The organism is Novosphingobium sp., from assembly GCF_041905565.1.
Taxonomy (GTDB): Bacteria; Pseudomonadota; Alphaproteobacteria; order Sphingomonadales; family Sphingomonadaceae; genus Novosphingobium.
Genome location: NZ_JAYRKX010000001.1, coordinates 222,732 through 238,933 on the forward strand (window position 1 = coordinate 222,732; position 16,202 = coordinate 238,933).

Sequence of the window (16,202 nt, forward strand, 5' to 3'; positions counted from 1 at the left end):
GACGATTCTTGTTGTTAGGCGACGAGCCGCAGGTGTCCTGCCCCCCGCCGCGCGGTCAGCGACACATTGGCAAGTCCTTCAACACTTGCCAAGCGTTCCGCAAGTTCGCCGTCAAGATGGAAGTCGCGGCCCAGCCGGACCAGCGGTTCCTGCCCGGTGCCGGTGCGCAGCCGAGCCAGCACTTCGCCCCGCCCCTCGCCGTCGCGGTGGAGCAGCATGGCCAGTTCCGGCAGCACATCGGGGCGCAGGATGTCGAGCTTCAGCACCATGCTCGAGGCGCTTTTCACCTCGCTCAGCGGGCGGGCACCGCGCACGGTGACGCGCGGCGGCTCGTCCGGGCTGGGCGCGTCCAGTTCGACGTTGAGCAGCACGCAGGTCCCCTCGCGCGCCCATTGCACCATCGGTTCGACCAGCGTTTCCTCGAAACAGCTGGCCGAGAACTGGCCCGACGAATCCGAGAATTCCGCCACGACGAAATCGTTGCCGCGCTTGGTCTTGCGCTTCTGCACGCCTTCCACCATCGCCGACATCACCGCGCCCAGCCGCCCGCCGCCGGGCACGCCGGTTTCCATCAGGCTGGCATAGGGCCGCGCGCCGTTGGCGCTGGCCACGGCGCGCCACTGTTCCACCGGATGGGCGGCAAAATAGAAGCCGAAGTTCTCGCGCTCCTTGGCCATCTGTTCGGACCGGCTCCAGGCCGGGCAATCGGCCAGGCGCAGCGCCTGCGCGGCGTGATCATCCCCGCCGAACAGCCCGTGCTGGCCGGAATTGCGGGTCCGTTCGGCCTCGTCGGCCACGGCCAGCAGCATGTCGGCATTGGCCAGCACCTTGGCCCGGTTCGGCTCGAGCGCGTCAAACGCCCCGGCGGCGGCCAGCCCTTCCAGCTGGCGGCGGTTCATGCTGCCATAGGGGACGCGGCGGAACAGGTCTTCCAGGCTGGCGAAGCGGCCGTTCGCCTCGCGCTCGGCCACGATCGCGTCCATCGCCTTTTCGCCGACGTTGCGGATGCCGGCCAGGGCATAGCGCACCGCCAGCCCCTCGTTGGTGCGCTCGACCGAAAATTCGGCCTCGCTGTGGTTGATGTCCGGCCCGGCGAGCGCCAGCCCGGCGCGGCGCATATCGTCGACGAACACCGCCAGCTTTTCCGACTGGTGCATGTCGAAGCACATCGAGGCGGCATAGAATTCGTGCGGGTAATGCGTCTTCAGCCAGGCGGTCTGATAGGCGAGCAGCGCATAGGCGGCCGCGTGAGACTTGTTGAAGCCGTAGCCGGCGAACTTGTCGATCAAGTCGAACAGCTCGTTCGCCTTGGCCGCGTCGATCCCCGACACTTCGCGGCAGCCATCGACAAAGCGCTGGCGCTGCGCGTCCATTTCCGCCTGGACCTTCTTGCCCATCGCGCGGCGCAGCAAGTCCGCGTCGCCCAGCGAATAGCCGGCCAGAATCTGCGCGGCCTGCATCACCTGTTCCTGGTAAACGAAGATCCCGTAGGTTTCCGAGAGGATCCCTTCCAGCTTGGGATGGGGATATTCGATGCTTTCCAGCCCGTTCTTGCGCCGACCGAACAGCGGGATGTTGTCCATCGGGCCCGGACGGTAGAGCGAGACGAGCGCGATGATGTCGCCGAAATTGGTCGGCTTCACCGCCGCCAGAGTGCGCCGCATCCCTTCGGATTCCAGCTGGAACACCCCCACCGTGTCGCCGCGCTGGAGCAGCGCATAGACTTCCTGATCATCCCACGGCAGCGCCGACAGGTCGATCCGGATCTCGCGCCGCTGCATCAGCTGAAGCGCCTTCTTCAGCACCGACAGCGTCTTCAGACCCAGGAAGTCGAACTTGATCAGGCCCGTATCCTCGACATATTTCATGTCGAACTGGGTCACCGGCATGTCCGAACGCGGATCGCGGTAGAGCGGGATCAGCTGTTCCAGCGGGCGATCGCCGATCACCACGCCCGCCGCGTGGGTCGAGCTGTTGCGCGGCAGCCCTTCCAGCTGGACCGCTAGGTCGATCAGCCGCTTGACCTCGGGCTCGTTGTCATACTCGCGCTTCAGTTCCAGCACGCCGTTCAGCGCGCGCGGCAGGGTCCACGGGTCGGTCGGATGGTTGGGCACCATCTTGCACAGCCGGTCGACGTGGCCATAGCTCATTTGCAGGATGCGGCCGGTATCGCGCAGCACCGCGCGGGCCTTCAGCTTACCGAAGGTGATGATCTGCGCCACGTGGTCCGCGCCGTACTTGCGCTGGACATAGCGGATCACCTCGCCGCGGCGGGTTTCGCAGAAGTCGATATCGAAGTCGGGCATCGACACGCGTTCGGGGTTGAGGAAGCGTTCGAACAGCAGCCCCAGCCGGATCGGGTCGAGGTCGGTGATGGTCAACGCCCAGGCAACCAGCGAGCCCGCGCCCGAACCGCGCCCCGGCCCCACCGGAATGTCGTTCTGCTTGGCCCACTGGATGAAGTCGGCCACGATCAGGAAGTAGCCGCAGAACCCCATGCGGGTGATGATGCCCACTTCGAAATCGAGCCGGTCGAGATAGGGCTGGCGCTCCTCCTCGCTCATTTCGCCATAAGGGGCGAGCCGCGCTTCAAGCCCTTCGCGGGCAAGCTGCGCCATCATCGCCGCTTCGCCTTCCTTGTCGCCCGCCAGGCTGGGCAGCAGCGCCTTGCGCTTGGGCGGGCTGAAGGCGCAGCGCTGGGCGACGACCAGCGTGTTGGCCAGCGCTTCGGGCAGGTCGGCAAACAGCTCGGCCATCACTTCGGCCGGCTTGACCCAGCCTTGCGCGCCCGAACGCGGGCGCTCCGCCGCGTCGATGTGGGTCGAATTGGCAATGCACAGCATGGCATCGTGGGCGGCGTGAAAGCTGCTTTCGGCGAACTGCGCGGGGTTGGTGGCGACCAGCGGCAGATCGCGGGCATAGGCCAGGTCGATCAGCGCGTCTTCCGCCGCTTCCTCGACCGGGTCGTCGCGCCGGGCGATCTCGATGTAGAGGCGCTGGGGGAACAGTCGCTCCAGCCGCTCGCAATAGCCTTGCGCCTCGTCCCGCTTGCCATCGGCGAGCAGGCGGGCCAACGCCCCCTCGCCCGCGCCGGTCAGCGCGATCAGCCCTTCGGTGCCCGCTTCAAGATCGGCAAAAGTGACGTGCGGATCCAGTTCCAGCGGCCGTTCCAGGTGCGCGCGGCTGACCAGTCGGCACAGGTTGAGCCAGCCGGCATCGTTCTGCACCAAGAGGCCCAGCCAGTCGATCGGGCCATTGCCGTCCCGCCACAGCCCCAGGAACGTGCCGATCAGCGGCTGGATGCCCATGTCCTTGCAGGCCGAGGCAAAGGCCATCGCGCCGTACAGCCCGTTGCGATCGGTCATCGCAATGGCGGGAAAGTGCCGTTCCTTCGCCAGCTTGGCCATCGCCTTGGGGTCGATCGCCCCGTCCAGCATGGTGAAGCTGGAAAACACGCGCAGCGGAACGAAGGGAGCATGGGCCATCGGGCCAAACTAGGCATCGCGGCGGGATTCGCAAACCGGGGCGGCGCGCCTTTTCCACCAGTGCCCGCCGGGGCGCGATTGTGCTGGCCAAGCCGGGCCTGATATGATTGTCTGACAAGAAAAATAGGCCGGGTCGAATTCCGTTTCCGAGAGGGGAATTACGATGGACGACAATAGCAACGCCGCGGCGATGAATGGCCTGGTCCAACGGATCAAGGCACTGGTCACCAAACCCGCCGAAACCTGGCCCCTGATTGCCGCCGAACCCGACAGTCCGGGCGCGCTGATCCGGCGCATTGCCGTGCCGCTGGCCGCAATCGGCCCGGTGGCGACGCTGGTGCACGGCCAGCTGTTCGGCTTTGGCGCGCTGGGCTTCAACTACAAGCCGGGGCTGGCGATGGGGCTGACCACGGCGCTGGTCAGCTATCTGCTGGCGCTGCTGGGGGTGGCGGTGCTGGCGCTGATCGCCGATGCGCTGGCCCCGAAATTCGGCGGCACGGCGGACCGCACCAGCGCGTTCAAGCTGATCGTCTGGGGGGCGACCCCGGCCTGGGTGGTGGGGATTGCGCAAGCGATCCCGGGCCTCGGTATCCTTGGCTTGCTCGGCCTTTACAGCCTGTACCTGTTCTACACCGGCGCCGCGCCGCTGATGAAAGTGCCGCAGGACAAGGCCGCCGGTTATACCGCCGTCACGATCCTGGCGGCCATGGTGCTGTGGCTGGTGGTCGGCGCGCTATCCACGCCGATTGTCGCTCTGCTGGGCGGCGGCATGGCGGGCAGCACGATCAGCGGATCGGACGGCGGCGGCACGGTCACCCTGCCGGGTGGCGGCGCGCTGGACACTGGCAAACTCGAACAGGCCGGCAAGCAGTTGGAAGCCGCCGCCAACGGCCAGAAGGTCGCGGTCGACGCGGCCAGGCTGCAGGCGCTGCTGCCCGGCTCGATTGGCGGGTTTCAACGCACCGCGGTGGAAAGCCAGGCGCTGGGCGGCATGGGCAGCCAGGCCGAAGGCACCTATACCCAGGGCGAACGCAGCTTCCGGCTGAAAGTGGTCGACATGTCGGGCCTGGGCGCAATCGCCGGGATCGGCGCGGCGATGGGCGTGCAGGAAAGCCGCGAGGACGCCGATGGCTACAGCAAGACCAGCACGGTCAACGGCCAGATGCAGGTTGAGGAATGGAACAAGACCGACAGCAGCGGCAAGTTCGGCACGATGGTCGGCAGCCGCTTCATGGTCGAGGCGGAAGGCAATGCCGGCAGCATCGACGAGCTGAAAGCCGCCGTCGCCGCAATCGACGCGGGCGCGCTGGCGGGACTGGCGAACTAGGCCGCACGGCATCTCCCCCGGTTCGCCGGGGGAGAGCCGGCGTTTACAGCAGCGCCTGGATGTCCTTTTCCAGGCCTTCGGGCTTGTCGGTGGGGGCATAGCGGCGCACCACCTTGCCTTCGCGGTCGATCAGGAACTTGGTGAAGTTCCACTTGATCGACTTGGTCCCCATCAGCCCCGGGGCTTCGGCCTTGAGCCAGTCATAGAGCGGCGCGGCCTTGTCACCGTTGACATCGACCTTGGCCATCAGCGGAAAGGTCACGTCATACTTCAGGCTGCAGAAGTTGGCGATTTCCTCGGCATTGCCGGGTTCCTGCGCGCCGAACTGGTTGCAGGGAAAGGCAATCACTTCAAACCCCTGGTCGGCATACTTCTTGTAAAGCGCCTCCAGCCCTTCGTACTGCGGGGTGAAGCCGCACTTGCTGGCGGTGTTGACCACCAGCAGCACCTTGCCCAGCTTTTCGGCCAGGCTGATTTCTTCCCCGCCGGGCAGCTTCGCACTGAAATCGGCAATCGTCTTCATTCCAGGACTCCCTCGTGCAGCCGGACTACGCGGTCCATCGCGCGTGCCAGTCTTTCGTTATGGGTAGCGATCAGCGCCGCGCTGCCCTCGCCCCGCACCAGTTCGAGGAACTGGGCAAGCACGCGGTCGGCGGTTGCTTCATCCAGGTTGCCGGTCGGCTCGTCGGCCAGCACCAGCGCGGGCTTGTTGGCAAGCGCGCGGGCCACGGCGACGCGCTGCTGCTCCCCGCCCGAAAGCTGGCTTGGCCGGTGATCGAGCCGCGCGCCAACGCCCAGCGCGTCGAGCAGCTCACGCGCCCGTGCCTCGGCCTCGGCCCGCGCCCGGCCCGCCACCAGTTGCGGCAGGATGACGTTTTCCAGCGCGCTGAAATCGGGCAGCAGGTGGTGGAACTGGTAAACGAAACCGATCCGGTCGCGGCGCAAGGTGGTGCGCTCGTCCGCCGACAGGGCGCTCGCCTCGGTCCCGGCGATGGCGATGGAGCCGCCGAACCCGCCTTCGAGCAGGCCGACTGCCTGGAGCAGCGTGCTCTTGCCCGAACCCGAAGGCCCCAGCAGGGCGACGATTTCGCCCGGCGCGACAGTCAGGTTGACGCCGCGCAGCACGTCGATCCGCACCCCGCCCTGCTCGAAACTGCGGGTCACCCCGCTCAACCTGACGATCATGTCACTCATAGCGCAGCACCTGCACCGGATCTGTGCTCGCCGCGCGCCAGGCGGGGTACAGCGTGGCAAGGAAGCTGAACAGCATGGCCATGCCGCAGATCGCCGCCACCTCGACCGGGTCGGTGCGGCTGGGCAGCTCGGTCAGGAAGCGGATCTTGGGATCCCACAGGTTCTGCCCCGTGACGAATTCGATTCCGCGCACGATCGGCTGGCGCAGGAACAGCACGAGGAAGCCCAGCGCGAGACCCGAAAGCATCCCCGCCAGGCCGATGGCCGAGCCGGTCGTGACGAAGATCTTCAGGATCGAACGCCGCGTTGCCCCCATCGTGCGCAGGATCGCGATGTCGCGGGTTTTCGAGCGCACCAGCATGATCAGCGATGACAGGATGTTGAACGCGGCCACCAGCACGATGATGGACAGCGCGAAGAACATCGCCACGCGTTCCACCTGCAAGGCTTCGAACAGGCTGGAATTCATCTGCTTCCAGTCCACCACCACGGCCTGCCCGGACAGCTTCTGCGCCAGCGGGGCCATGGTGTCGCTCACCTTGTCGGGATCGGTCACCTGCACTTCGACCATGCCCACCGTATCGCCCAGCAGCAGCAGGGTCTGCGCATCCTGCATCGGCATGACGACGAAGCGTTCATCCAGGTCATAGACCCCGATTTCGAAGATCGCGCCCACCCGGTAGCCGATCTGCCGCGGCACCGTGCCGAACGGGGTGCTCTGCCCTTCGGGATTGATGATGGTGATCGTATCGCCCACCCGCGCGCCCAGATTCGAAGCCAGCTCGCTGCCCAGCGCCACCACGCCGGCATCGGGCTTGAGCCCGGACAGCGCGCCGGCCTGAACCTTGGGGGTCAGGCGGTTGATGTCTTCCTGAGTCTGGCCGCGGGCGAAGATCGCCTCGACCCGGCCGTTGAAGCTGGCCAGCAGCGGCTGTTCGATCAGCGGCGAGGCGCGGGTCACGCCCGGCACGGCGCGGGCCTCCTTCAGCACGTCGCGCCAGTTGTCGAGCCGCCCGCCATAGCCCTGGATGATCGCGTGGCCGTTCAGTCCCACGATCTTGTCGAACAGTTCGGCGCGAAAGCCGTTCATCACGCTCATCACGATCACCAGCATGGCGACCGAGAGCATGACCACGCCCACGCCGATCCCGGCGACCACGGCAATCACCGCCTCGCCGCGCCCGGGCAGCATGTAGCGCCTGGCGATGGTCCATTCGAAGGGAGAGAGGATCAAGCGGAACGTCCGGCAAACAGCGTCATCGCCGCAGGATGTAAGCTGCCCCCCGGCGCGTGGCAAGGCTTCCCGCGCCGCCCCGCCGGTGATGGCCAAGACGAATGGAAGGCCGTCCGGACGGGGGACCGGACGGCCTTCGCCTGGCCCATGCGCAAGGCTCGTTGGGGTTTAGTTGCGCACGGGTTTGGTTGTATCGGGTCCGCTTGCCGGCAGGATCGGCACCAGCACCTTGGGCTGATCGCCTTGCAGCGAACCAAGGAAGGCTGCGATCCTGTCGACTTCCTGGTTGCTCAGATCCTGGCCCAGCTGCGCCTTGCCCATGACCCGGATCGCCTCCTTCAGGTCCCAGGCGGAACCCGTGTGGAAATAGGGCGCGGTCAGCGTCACATTGCGCAGGGTCGGCACCTTGAAGCTGAATTCGTCAGCCGTATCCCCGGTTACCGCCATGCGGCCCTTGTCGGCTGCCGGCCGATACTTTTCGCCCGGATCGGTCGCCACGCCGAACTTGGCATACATGCCGCCGCCCACGTTGATGCCGCTGTGACAAGCGGCGCAGCCCTTGTCCATGAACAGCTTCAGGCCGTCCTTCTGCTCGGCCGTCAGGGCATCCGACTTGCCCTGGAGGAACTGGTCGAACGGCGCATTGGGCGTGATCAGGGTGGATTCGAACGCGGCGATCGCGGTCTGGACGTTTTCCAGCGTGATCGGGCTGGCCTGCCCTGGAAAGGCATCGGCAAACGGCCTGGCATAACCGGGGATCGAGCGCAGCTGCTCCGCCACGTGGTCCTTGGGCGAATTCATCTCGATCGGGTTGACCATCGGCCCGCCAGCCTGTTCGAACAGGTTCCTGGCGCGGCCATCCCAGAACTGGGCGAAGTTGAAGGTCGCGTTCAGCACGGTCGGCGCGTTGCGTCCGCCCTGCTGGAAATTGTGGCCAACGGAAGTGGACGCATCGTCACCCCCGCCAAGGCCGATGTTGTGGCACGAAGCGCAGCTCAGCGCGTGGCTGCCCGACAGGCGCGGATCATGGTACAGCATCGCCCCGAGCGCGACCTGCGCATCGCTGGCCTGGTTTCCGGGGATGTCCTTGTAGGACGCGGGGATTGCCTTGAACTGCTGCTGGGCAGAAATGACCAGCGGATCAGCGGAAACGGCAACCTTTCCCGCTCCATCCTTGTTGCAGGCAGTGGCCAGCAGCACGAGCGCCGTGACACCGATAAGTCGAAATCTGGACATTGGACCACCCCATCCGCCGAATCGTTCAATTCTAATATAATCGCAATCTAACATACCCCTGACGTTTGGACGGGCGCAGCGAATCGCCCAGGCATCGGGTGGTGCGGCAATAAGCGCCGCAAAACGCCGCGCGGCCGCTTGCTTTCCCGCGCGACTGGGGCCAAAGGCGCTGCACCACTGGCCCGGGTAAGCACCATGAACTTTACACACCCCTTCCTCGACGCGGACGGCGACAAGCTCCGCGAGGAATGCGGCATTTTCGGCGTGATCGGATCGCCCGAAGCTGCCGCGATGACGGCGCTGGGGCTGCATGCCCTGCAGCACCGCGGGCAGGAGGCCTGCGGCATCGTCAGCTGGAACGGCAGCGAATTCTTTGCCCGGCGCGGGCTTGGCCACGTCGCCCAGGTCTTTTCGGACGGGGCGATCCTGTCCGAACTGCCCGGCGCGATGGCATCGGGCCACGTGCGCTATTCCACCACCGGCGGCCAGGGGCTGCGCAATGTCCAGCCGCTGTTCGCGGACCTCGCGCGCGGCGGCTTCTCGATCGCGCACAACGGCAACATTTCCAACGCCATGCACCTCAAGCAGGAGCTGGTGAACAAGGGCGCGATCTTTCAGTCCACTTCGGACACCGAAGTGATCATCCACCTGATCGCGACCAGCCGCTATCCCACCCTGCTCGACCGCTTCGTCGATGCGCTGCGGATGGTCGAAGGCGCCTATTCGCTGATCTGCATGACCCCCAAGCGGATGATCGCCTGCCGCGATCCGCTGGGCATCCGCCCGCTGGTGATGGGCAAGATCGGCGACGCCACGATCTTCGCCAGCGAAACGGTCGCGCTCGACGTGGTCGGGGCCGAATTCGTGCGCGAGATCGAACCGGGTGAACTGGTCGAAGTGCGCCAGGACGGCCGCATTTCCAGCCACCGCCCGTTCGGCAACCTGCCGGCCCGGCCGTGCATTTTCGAACACGTTTACTTCAGCCGCCCGGATTCGGTGATGGGCGGGCGCTCGGTCTATGACGTGCGCCGCCGGATCGGCGCGGAACTGGCGCGCGAAGCCCCGATCGAGGCGGACCTGGTGGTTCCCGTGCCCGACAGCGGCGTGCCGGCGGCCATCGGCTATGCCCAGGAAAGCGGCATTCCGTTCGGCCTGGGGATCATCCGCTCGCACTATGTCGGGCGGACCTTCATCCAGCCGAGCGATGGCGCCCGCCATGCCGACGTTAAGCGCAAGCACAACGCCAACCGCGCGCTGGTGGAAGGCAAGCGGATCGTGCTGATCGACGATTCGATCGTGCGGGGCACCACCAGCATGAAGATCGTGCAGATGATGCGCGATGCCGGGGCGGCCGAAGTGCATTTCCGCGTCGCCAGCCCGCCGACCAGCCATTCGTGCTTCTACGGCGTCGATACGCCCGAACGGCACAAGCTGCTCGCCGCGCGGATGGACATCCAGGAGATGACCAAGTTCATCGTCGCCGATAGCCTGGCCTTCGTCTCGATCGACGGGCTCTACCGTGCGGTGGGCGAACAGCAGCGCAATGCCGGCTGCCCGCAGCACTGCGACGCCTGCTTCACGGGCGACTATCCCACCAGCCTGACCGACATGGCCGAGCGCGGGGCCGATGCGGACCAGCTGCCGCTCCCGGTCGGGACCGCGGCATGACCCGGTTTGCCGGACAGCTCGCGCTGGTCACCGGCGCCAGCCGGGGCATCGGCGCCGCCATTGCCGAAGCGCTGGCGGCCGAAGGCGCGCACGTGGTCCTGACGGCGCGCGACGTGAAGGCGCTGGAAGCGGTCGAGGAACGGATCTTCGCGGCTGGCGGCGCGGCCACCATCGCGCCCGTGGACCTGGGCGAAGGCGACGGCATTTCGCGGCTGGCCACGGCGCTGGCCGGGCGCTGGGCGGCGCTGGATATCCTGGTCCACAGCGCGGCGATCCTGCCGCAGCTGACGCCGGTGACCGACATCGACCAGACGGCCTTTTCCAAGGCGCTGACCACCAACACCCTGGCCGCCCAGGCCTTGATCGGGGCGTTCGATCCGCTGCTGCGCCGCAGCGCCGATCCGCGTTTCGTTTACCTTACCACCAGCGTCGCCACCGCGCCGCGCCCCTATTGGGGCGCCTATGCGGCCAGCAAGGCGGCGGGCGAAGTGCTGGTCGATTGCTACGCCCAGGAAGTGCGCAATATCAGCAAGGTGCGCGTCGCGATCGTCGATCCCGGCGCCACCCGCACGGCGATGCGCGCCAAGGCCTATCCGGGCGAGGATCCGAACACTGTGAAGCTGCCGCAAGTGGTCGCGGACAGTGTGGTTTCCCTGCTTGGTGAACAATTCGCCAGTCCGCACCGGCTGCGGGTTAACCAGCCCCGGTAAACCCCACGAAACCAGCGTCCGCCATTCTTTGCAAAGCCTGACCGGAAAGACTTCGGCAGGATTGGCATAGAGGGCAGCGGACCATGAGCGATTACCTGATCAACACCAGGGACCCCTATTTCGCGGCGGCGCAGGAAGATCGCTGCGCCCCGCGCACGCGCATTTCGATCCCGGCCACACTGCGGGTTTCGGGTGGACGCGGCTTTCAGACCGTGGTCCATGACCTGTCGCTGAGCGGGTTCTGCGCCGCGGCGGTCAACCGCCTGCAACCGGGCACGCTGTGCTGGCTGACCCTGCCCGGGCTCGAATCGCTGCAAAGCGAAGTGGTGTGGTGGGATAACAGCCTGACCGGCTGCGCCTTCGAGCAACTGCTCAGCCCGGTCGTCCACGACAATATCCTGGTCCGCTTCCGCAACGACCCGGTCTATCGCCCGCTGGCCTGATACCCGTCCCGTTACCTCGGTCCCGAGGTAGTTCCCGTCCGGAAGGTCCAGCGCGCACCTGCCCCTGTGCCCCCCAAGACAGGCGCCGCGCGCATGGTCCCTTCCGGGCGGGAACTCATTGCTTGACCAGGGTCACCTGGGCAACGGTGATCCCGCCGCCACGAAACCCGCCTTCGCAGTACATCAGGTAATAGCGCCACAGCCGCACGAAGCGTTCGTCGAACCCGGCGGGCAAACGCCCGGCCGCCACCGCCCCGTCGAAGGTTTCGCGCCACATTCGCAGCGTTTCGGCATAGTCCAGCCCGAAGTCGTGCTGTTCGCGCCAGTCCAGCCCGCGCGCGGCGGCCAGTTGGCGGAACTCCGCCTCGCTCACCAGCATGCCGCCGGGGAAGACATAGGCCTGGATGAAATCGGCGCTGGCGGCATAGGCGGGGAACAGCTCGTCGCGGATCGCGATGTACTGGATCGCGGCGCGCCCGCCCGGCTTGAGGTTGCGCGCCACGCAATCAAAGAATTCGCCCCAGTATTCGCGCCCCACCGCCTCGACCATCTCGACGCTGACGATGGCGTCGAACGGGCCGGTGACGTCGCGGTAATCCTGCTTGCGAAAGTCGATCGAGCGGTCCTGCCGCGCCCGCGCCCAGTCCAGCTGTTCGTCCGACAGGCTGATCGCGGTAACCCGCGCGCCCTGCTGCGCCAGCCGATTGGCCAGCGCGCCCCAGCCGCAGCCGATTTCCAGCACGCTTTGCGCCCCGGTCACGCGCGCGGCGATGGTGTCCAGTTTGGCCTGCTGGGCGGCGGCCAGGTCGGCCGCGCCGCTATCGAACCGCGCGCTGGAATAGACCATCGCCGGATCGAGCCACAGCGCGTAGAAATCGTTGCCCAGATCATAGTGGGCATGGATGTTGCGCCGTGCGCCGGCCTTGCTGTTGCGGTGCAGGCGGTGCAGCGCGCGGGCGACCAGGCGCCATGGCCCATGCGCCCGCGCCGTTCCGCCCAGGCTGGCCGCATTGGCCATGAACAGCGCGAACAGCGGCACCGGATCGGGGCTGGACCATTCGCCCGCCTCCCACGCCTGATACCAGCCGATCGACCCACCCGTGGCCAGGCGCAGCAGCGCCCGCCAATCATGCAGGTCAACCTGCGGTTCAAAGCCGGGCGCGCGGCCGCCAAGCACGCGGCTGGTGCCATCGGGCAAGCGCGCATGGATTGCCCCGGTGGCCAGGCCCCGGTCGATCCGGTCGAGCAATTTGTGAAAGCCGCCGGCCCAGAGGCGCGCAAGCCACTGCGGGCCAATGCCGAGTGGCTGACCCCCGGCGACCAGTTGCGCCCCCCTGCCGTGCTGCGGTTGTGCAGTCATGGGGGGCTTATGGCGCTACCTTGCCAAAGGGGCAACGCCGTTCAGCGCGATCAGTGCGCGCGGCGCATCAAGGCTTCGAGAATGACCGGGCTGAGCGGTTTGGCGAATTCGCAGCCGAATTCGAAATCGGTCACCCAGGCGACGCGCGCCTCGATCGATTCCAGTCCCGGCAGGGTCAGGAAGAACCGGTCATCGACATGGACCAGGTAAACACCCGATATCCGCGCGCCCAGGGGCGATATGTCGCGCACCCGCACGGCCGCCTTGCGGGTGCCGGCACGAAACGTGACGCTGGCTTCAAACGGCGCACGATCGGCCCGGCGTCCGCCGGTCGTCGTGAACTGTTGCTGGTCGGGCATTTCCATGGGGTCGCATCCGGAACTGCACTGGTTTTACCTGTCCGCAACCTGACAGATCAGAGTAAATCAGTCGTTAAGCACAATTTCCGTGGAATTTCATAAACATCGCAATTCCGGCACGAAAACGGGGGCGCAGCCGTGGCCGCGCCCCCGAATCAGTGCCGCCGAATCTGGCGTCAGAACTTCACTTCGGCCGAGACGGTGAAGCTGCGTCCGCGCGGGTCGGCCACGCGCGGCTCCCACGAGCTGCCCGCGCCGGTGTTGCCGTCATAGGTGATGGCGAACGGCGGCTCGGTGTTGAAGATGTTCTTCACCCCGGCGGTCAGCTTGAAGCCCTGGTCCATCAGACCCAGGTAGCTGACCTGGAAGTTGTAGGTGACGTAGTTATCGACCCGCGGATTGTAGTCGGGACGAGTGATCGTGCCCGCCGCGATGCCCGGCAGCGCCTGGTTCTGGTAGCCGTTGCGGAAGATCTGGGTCAGCGTGGCCGAAACCTTGTCGTTGCGATAGGTCAGCCAGGCGTTGTGCTTCCACTTGAGGCCGAGGTCGCCGGCAAAGCTGAACACGCCGATCTGGCTGGCGCTCCACGCGGCGGTCGGGGTCAGCTTTTCCTTCTTGCGCAGCAGCAGGGTGCCGTCGAAGCCCAGATCCAGCTTGGTCGCGCCCCATAGGTCGAACCCGCCGCGCACGGCGAATTCCATGCCCTGGGTATCGCGCGCACCGGCATTGGCCCAGGTGTTGTCGATGGCGATGACATTGCCCGCCCCGTCACGAACGAAGCGTTCGGGGAACAGGGCGGCATTGTCGATCAGCTGGCGCAGCGACAGCAGCTGGATCGTGTCCTTGACCTTGATCGACCACCAGTCGGCCGACAGCATCCAGCGGTTGGTCGGCCGCAGCACCACGCCCAGGCTGGCCATCTTCGACGTTTCGGGGCCGAGGTCCACCTTGCCGCCGGTGATCACGTCCGGGCGGATGAAGGCGCAGGACGGGTTGGACAGGTTCGGCACGCCGCCCGGACACTTCACCGGATCGGCGATATCGCTGCCCGAATAGGGCGAGACCGTCTGGCCGTTGAAGATCTGGTTGAAGCTGGGGACGCGGAAGCCGGTCGAATAGGAGCCGCGCAGCATGAAGAAATCGACCGGCTGGAACTTGGCCGTGACCTTGGGATTGGTGGTCGAACCGAAGCCCGAATAATCGTCGATGCGGACCGCGCCGGTCACTTCGAGCATGTCGAACACCGGCACGTTGACTTCGGCATAGGCCGCCTTGACCGTGCGGTTCTTGGGCAGCAGTGCGTTGACGTTGTCGAAGGCCGCGTTGAAGATCACCGGCGCGGTCGCCGCAGCGGCGGCCGATCCGTTGAATTCGTACGTTTCGCGGCGATAGTCGACCCCCACGGCCAGCTGCACATCGCCGCCCGGCAGCGCGAACAGCGGACCCGAGATCGAGGCGTCGGCCTGCAGCGTCTTGTAGCGGCCGCCGTACAGCGAGGTGCCATCAGCCGAAATCGCCGCGAGGCCAGCCAGCGCGGCCGGGGTCTGGGTCAGGCTGAAGGGGTTGAGGAGCCCGCTGTTGATCAGCCCGACGATGCCCGGGCTGGTGGCGCCCGGCGCGGTCGGCGCGTTGGGATCGTTCGCGCCGTTGGCCAGCGTGCCGCGATAGAAATAGCCGGTGCCCAGCACCGAAGTCACTTCCGAACGCGCCCACGACACCCCGGTGCGATAGTCCCAATTAGCCAGCGGCAGCGGCCCTTCGAGGCCGGCGGCGGCGCGCAGCGTCTTGGAATCGGTCACGTATTCACGCACGTCGCAGGGCATGCAGCGCCAACGGAAGGCGATCGGGCGGCCATAGCGGGCCTGCAGCGCGGCGGCCTGCGCGGCATTGCCGCTGAACGCCGACTTGATCGCGTTGAACACCGAATTGTAGGTATCGGTGGTCAGGCTGTTGAGCGGATAGGCCAACGGCAGGCTGGTGGCGTTGGCCGACAGCTGGTTGTGCGAAAAGCTCTTGGCCGAATGGGCGTCAGAGCCGGTCACTTCGGCGTAGAGCTCGCTTGCCCCCACTTCCACCGTCGCGCGGCCGTAATAGGTCAGCGTGCGGATCGGCTGCTGGAGCACCGCCGCGCGGCCCGTGTCCCAGGCGCAGGCGTAATAGTTGTTCGGCGCGTTCCACAGCGCATAGTCATAGGGCAGCCCGCCATCCATGCTGGTGCAGCCCGCCTGGCCCGGCAGCGCCAGGGTGTTGATCCCGCCCGCAGCGGCATTGCCGCCGTTCGGCGCGGTCAGCGTCAGGCCCTGGGTCAGCGTGCCCAGCGGGGTCTGAAAAGCGTTGGCGCCGATGTTGAACACGGTCGCGATCGGGGTGCCGCGGGTATCGACCGACAGGCCGCGACCCGGCTGGTTGGTGTTGACGAAGCCGCGGTCATCCCCGCGCAGCGCTTCGTTCCAGCGCATCGACACGGCAGCCATGACGTTGAAGCCCTGGCTCTTGAGGTCGCCATAACCGGCGATGCCCGACAGGTTGTAGATGTTGCCGCCCGACTGTTCGGTAAAGTCGGTGAAGCCCTGCAGGCCGATGCCGGTATAGTTCTTCTTGGTGATGTAGTTGATCACCCCGCCGATCGCGTCGGTGCCGTAGATGGCCGACGCACCGTCCTTGAGGATTTCTACCCGCTCGATCGCGGCGAAGGGGATCTGGTTGACGTCAACCGCGCTGCCCGACAGGCCGTGCGCGGCAACGCGGCGGCTGTTGAGCAGGACCAGCGTGGCGGCGCTGCCCTGCCCGCGCAGGTTCGCGCCCGACAGCCCGTTGGTGCCGCGCTGCGCGCCGGTGGTGACGTCCGCGTTGGATGCCAGGTTGTCCGCGCCCGTGCCGTTCGACGGCAGGAACATGGTCAGCTGTTCGGGGCTGGAAATGGCGTTCTGCTTCAGGTCATCGTTGGTGATGATCGTCAGCGGCAACGCGCTCTTGCCCGGGTCCTGCTTGATCCGCGAACCCGTGACGATGATCGCCTTGTCGCCGCCCTGATCCTGCGGGCCGTTGGCCGAAGTGATGTCGGGCGCGCTTTGCGCCATGGCCGGGGCGGCAAAGGCCCCCAGAGCGACACTGCAAGCCAGGATCGAGCGGGCGATAGAGCGTGAATTCATGGAATACCCCCAGGCAATAATTTGAATCGGCCCC

Annotated in this window: 12 protein-coding genes; 4 read left to right on the forward strand and 8 right to left on the reverse strand. The window is 66.4% G+C overall.

Annotation, left to right across the window (positions count from 1 at the left end):
* Positions 1-14: 14 nt before the first annotated feature.
* A complete protein-coding gene (gene dnaE / locus ACE3N9_RS01070; protein ID WP_374279984.1) occupies positions 15-3,485 on the reverse strand; it encodes a DNA polymerase III subunit alpha in 3,471 nt (1,156 codons plus the stop codon).
* A 163-nt stretch (positions 3,486-3,648) separates the two neighbouring features.
* Between dnaE and ACE3N9_RS01075 the strand changes: the two genes are divergently transcribed.
* Complete coding sequence (locus ACE3N9_RS01075; RefSeq protein ID WP_374279986.1) at positions 3,649-4,812, forward strand: Yip1 family protein; 1,164 nt, start codon at positions 3,649-3,651, stop codon at positions 4,810-4,812.
* 43 nt (positions 4,813-4,855) lie between these two features.
* On the opposite strand, the gene ACE3N9_RS01080 is transcribed toward ACE3N9_RS01075, so the two are convergent.
* The 4 genes from ACE3N9_RS01080 to ACE3N9_RS01095 all read right to left on the reverse strand — a co-directional run bounded on the left by ACE3N9_RS01080 (position 4,856) and on the right by ACE3N9_RS01095 (position 8,476).
* Positions 4,856-5,335: a glutathione peroxidase gene (locus ACE3N9_RS01080; protein WP_374279988.1), complete on the reverse strand. Its 480-nt coding sequence runs from the start codon at positions 5,333-5,335 to the stop codon at positions 4,856-4,858.
* Complete coding sequence (locus ACE3N9_RS01085; protein WP_374279990.1) at positions 5,332-6,006, reverse strand: ABC transporter ATP-binding protein; 675 nt, start codon at positions 6,004-6,006, stop codon at positions 5,332-5,334. The genes ACE3N9_RS01080 and ACE3N9_RS01085 overlap by 4 nt, the downstream gene beginning before the upstream one ends.
* Positions 5,999-7,240: a lipoprotein-releasing ABC transporter permease subunit gene (locus ACE3N9_RS01090; RefSeq protein ID WP_374279992.1), complete on the reverse strand. Its 1,242-nt coding sequence runs from the start codon at positions 7,238-7,240 to the stop codon at positions 5,999-6,001. Before ACE3N9_RS01090 ends, ACE3N9_RS01085 begins: the two co-directional genes overlap by 8 nt.
* A 168-nt stretch (positions 7,241-7,408) precedes the next feature.
* The gene (locus tag ACE3N9_RS01095; protein ID WP_374279994.1) at positions 7,409-8,476 is read right to left on the reverse strand and encodes a cytochrome-c peroxidase; all 1,068 of its coding nucleotides are present in this window, start codon (positions 8,474-8,476) and stop codon (positions 7,409-7,411) included.
* Positions 8,477-8,671: 195 nt separating this feature from the next.
* On the opposite strand from ACE3N9_RS01095, the gene purF reads away from it, so the two are divergent.
* From purF to ACE3N9_RS01110, 3 genes are all read left to right on the forward strand, one after another.
* Entirely contained in the window at positions 8,672-10,144 is a 1,473-nt protein-coding gene (gene purF, locus ACE3N9_RS01100; RefSeq protein WP_374279996.1) for an amidophosphoribosyltransferase, read from the forward strand.
* Positions 10,141-10,854: an SDR family NAD(P)-dependent oxidoreductase gene (locus ACE3N9_RS01105; protein WP_374279998.1), complete on the forward strand. Its 714-nt coding sequence runs from the start codon at positions 10,141-10,143 to the stop codon at positions 10,852-10,854. The genes purF and ACE3N9_RS01105 overlap by 4 nt, the downstream gene beginning before the upstream one ends.
* A gap of 83 nt (positions 10,855-10,937) precedes the next feature.
* On the forward strand, positions 10,938-11,297 hold the full coding sequence (locus ACE3N9_RS01110; protein ID WP_374280000.1) for a PilZ domain-containing protein: 360 nt from the start codon (positions 10,938-10,940) through the stop codon (positions 11,295-11,297).
* A gap of 115 nt (positions 11,298-11,412) precedes the next feature.
* Here ACE3N9_RS01110 and ACE3N9_RS01115 read toward each other — a convergent pair whose 3' ends face one another.
* The 3 genes from ACE3N9_RS01115 to ACE3N9_RS01125 all read right to left on the reverse strand — a co-directional run bounded on the left by ACE3N9_RS01115 (position 11,413) and on the right by ACE3N9_RS01125 (position 16,168).
* Positions 11,413-12,657 (reverse strand): class I SAM-dependent methyltransferase, encoded by a 1,245-nt coding sequence (locus tag ACE3N9_RS01115; RefSeq protein ID WP_374280002.1) that lies wholly within the window; start codon positions 12,655-12,657, stop codon positions 11,413-11,415.
* 50 nt (positions 12,658-12,707) lie between these two features.
* Positions 12,708-13,022 (reverse strand): PilZ domain-containing protein, encoded by a 315-nt coding sequence (locus tag ACE3N9_RS01120; RefSeq protein ID WP_374280004.1) that lies wholly within the window; start codon positions 13,020-13,022, stop codon positions 12,708-12,710.
* A gap of 170 nt (positions 13,023-13,192) precedes the next feature.
* A complete protein-coding gene (locus ACE3N9_RS01125) occupies positions 13,193-16,168 on the reverse strand; it encodes a TonB-dependent receptor domain-containing protein (RefSeq protein WP_374280006.1) in 2,976 nt (991 codons plus the stop codon).
* Between the last annotated feature and the right edge of the window lie 34 nt (positions 16,169-16,202).

Coding starts and splice junctions, on each gene's coding strand:
- dnaE (WP_374279984.1), bottom strand. CDS start 3,485: ATGGCCCATGCTCCCTTCGTTCCGCTGCGCGTGTTTTCCAGCTTCACC.
- ACE3N9_RS01075 (WP_374279986.1), top strand. CDS start 3,649: ATGGACGACAATAGCAACGCCGCGGCGATGAATGGCCTGGTCCAACGG.
- ACE3N9_RS01080 (WP_374279988.1), bottom strand. CDS start 5,335: ATGAAGACGATTGCCGATTTCAGTGCGAAGCTGCCCGGCGGGGAAGAA.
- ACE3N9_RS01085 (WP_374279990.1), bottom strand. CDS start 6,006: ATGAGTGACATGATCGTCAGGTTGAGCGGGGTGACCCGCAGTTTCGAG.
- ACE3N9_RS01095 (WP_374279994.1), bottom strand. CDS start 8,476: ATGTCCAGATTTCGACTTATCGGTGTCACGGCGCTCGTGCTGCTGGCC.
- purF (WP_374279996.1), top strand. CDS start 8,672: ATGAACTTTACACACCCCTTCCTCGACGCGGACGGCGACAAGCTCCGC.
- ACE3N9_RS01105 (WP_374279998.1), top strand. CDS start 10,141: ATGACCCGGTTTGCCGGACAGCTCGCGCTGGTCACCGGCGCCAGCCGG.
- ACE3N9_RS01110 (WP_374280000.1), top strand. CDS start 10,938: ATGAGCGATTACCTGATCAACACCAGGGACCCCTATTTCGCGGCGGCG.
- ACE3N9_RS01115 (WP_374280002.1), bottom strand. CDS start 12,657: ATGACTGCACAACCGCAGCACGGCAGGGGGGCGCAACTGGTCGCCGGG.
- ACE3N9_RS01120 (WP_374280004.1), bottom strand. CDS start 13,022: ATGGAAATGCCCGACCAGCAACAGTTCACGACGACCGGCGGACGCCGG.
- ACE3N9_RS01125 (WP_374280006.1), bottom strand. CDS start 16,168: ATGAATTCACGCTCTATCGCCCGCTCGATCCTGGCTTGCAGTGTCGCT.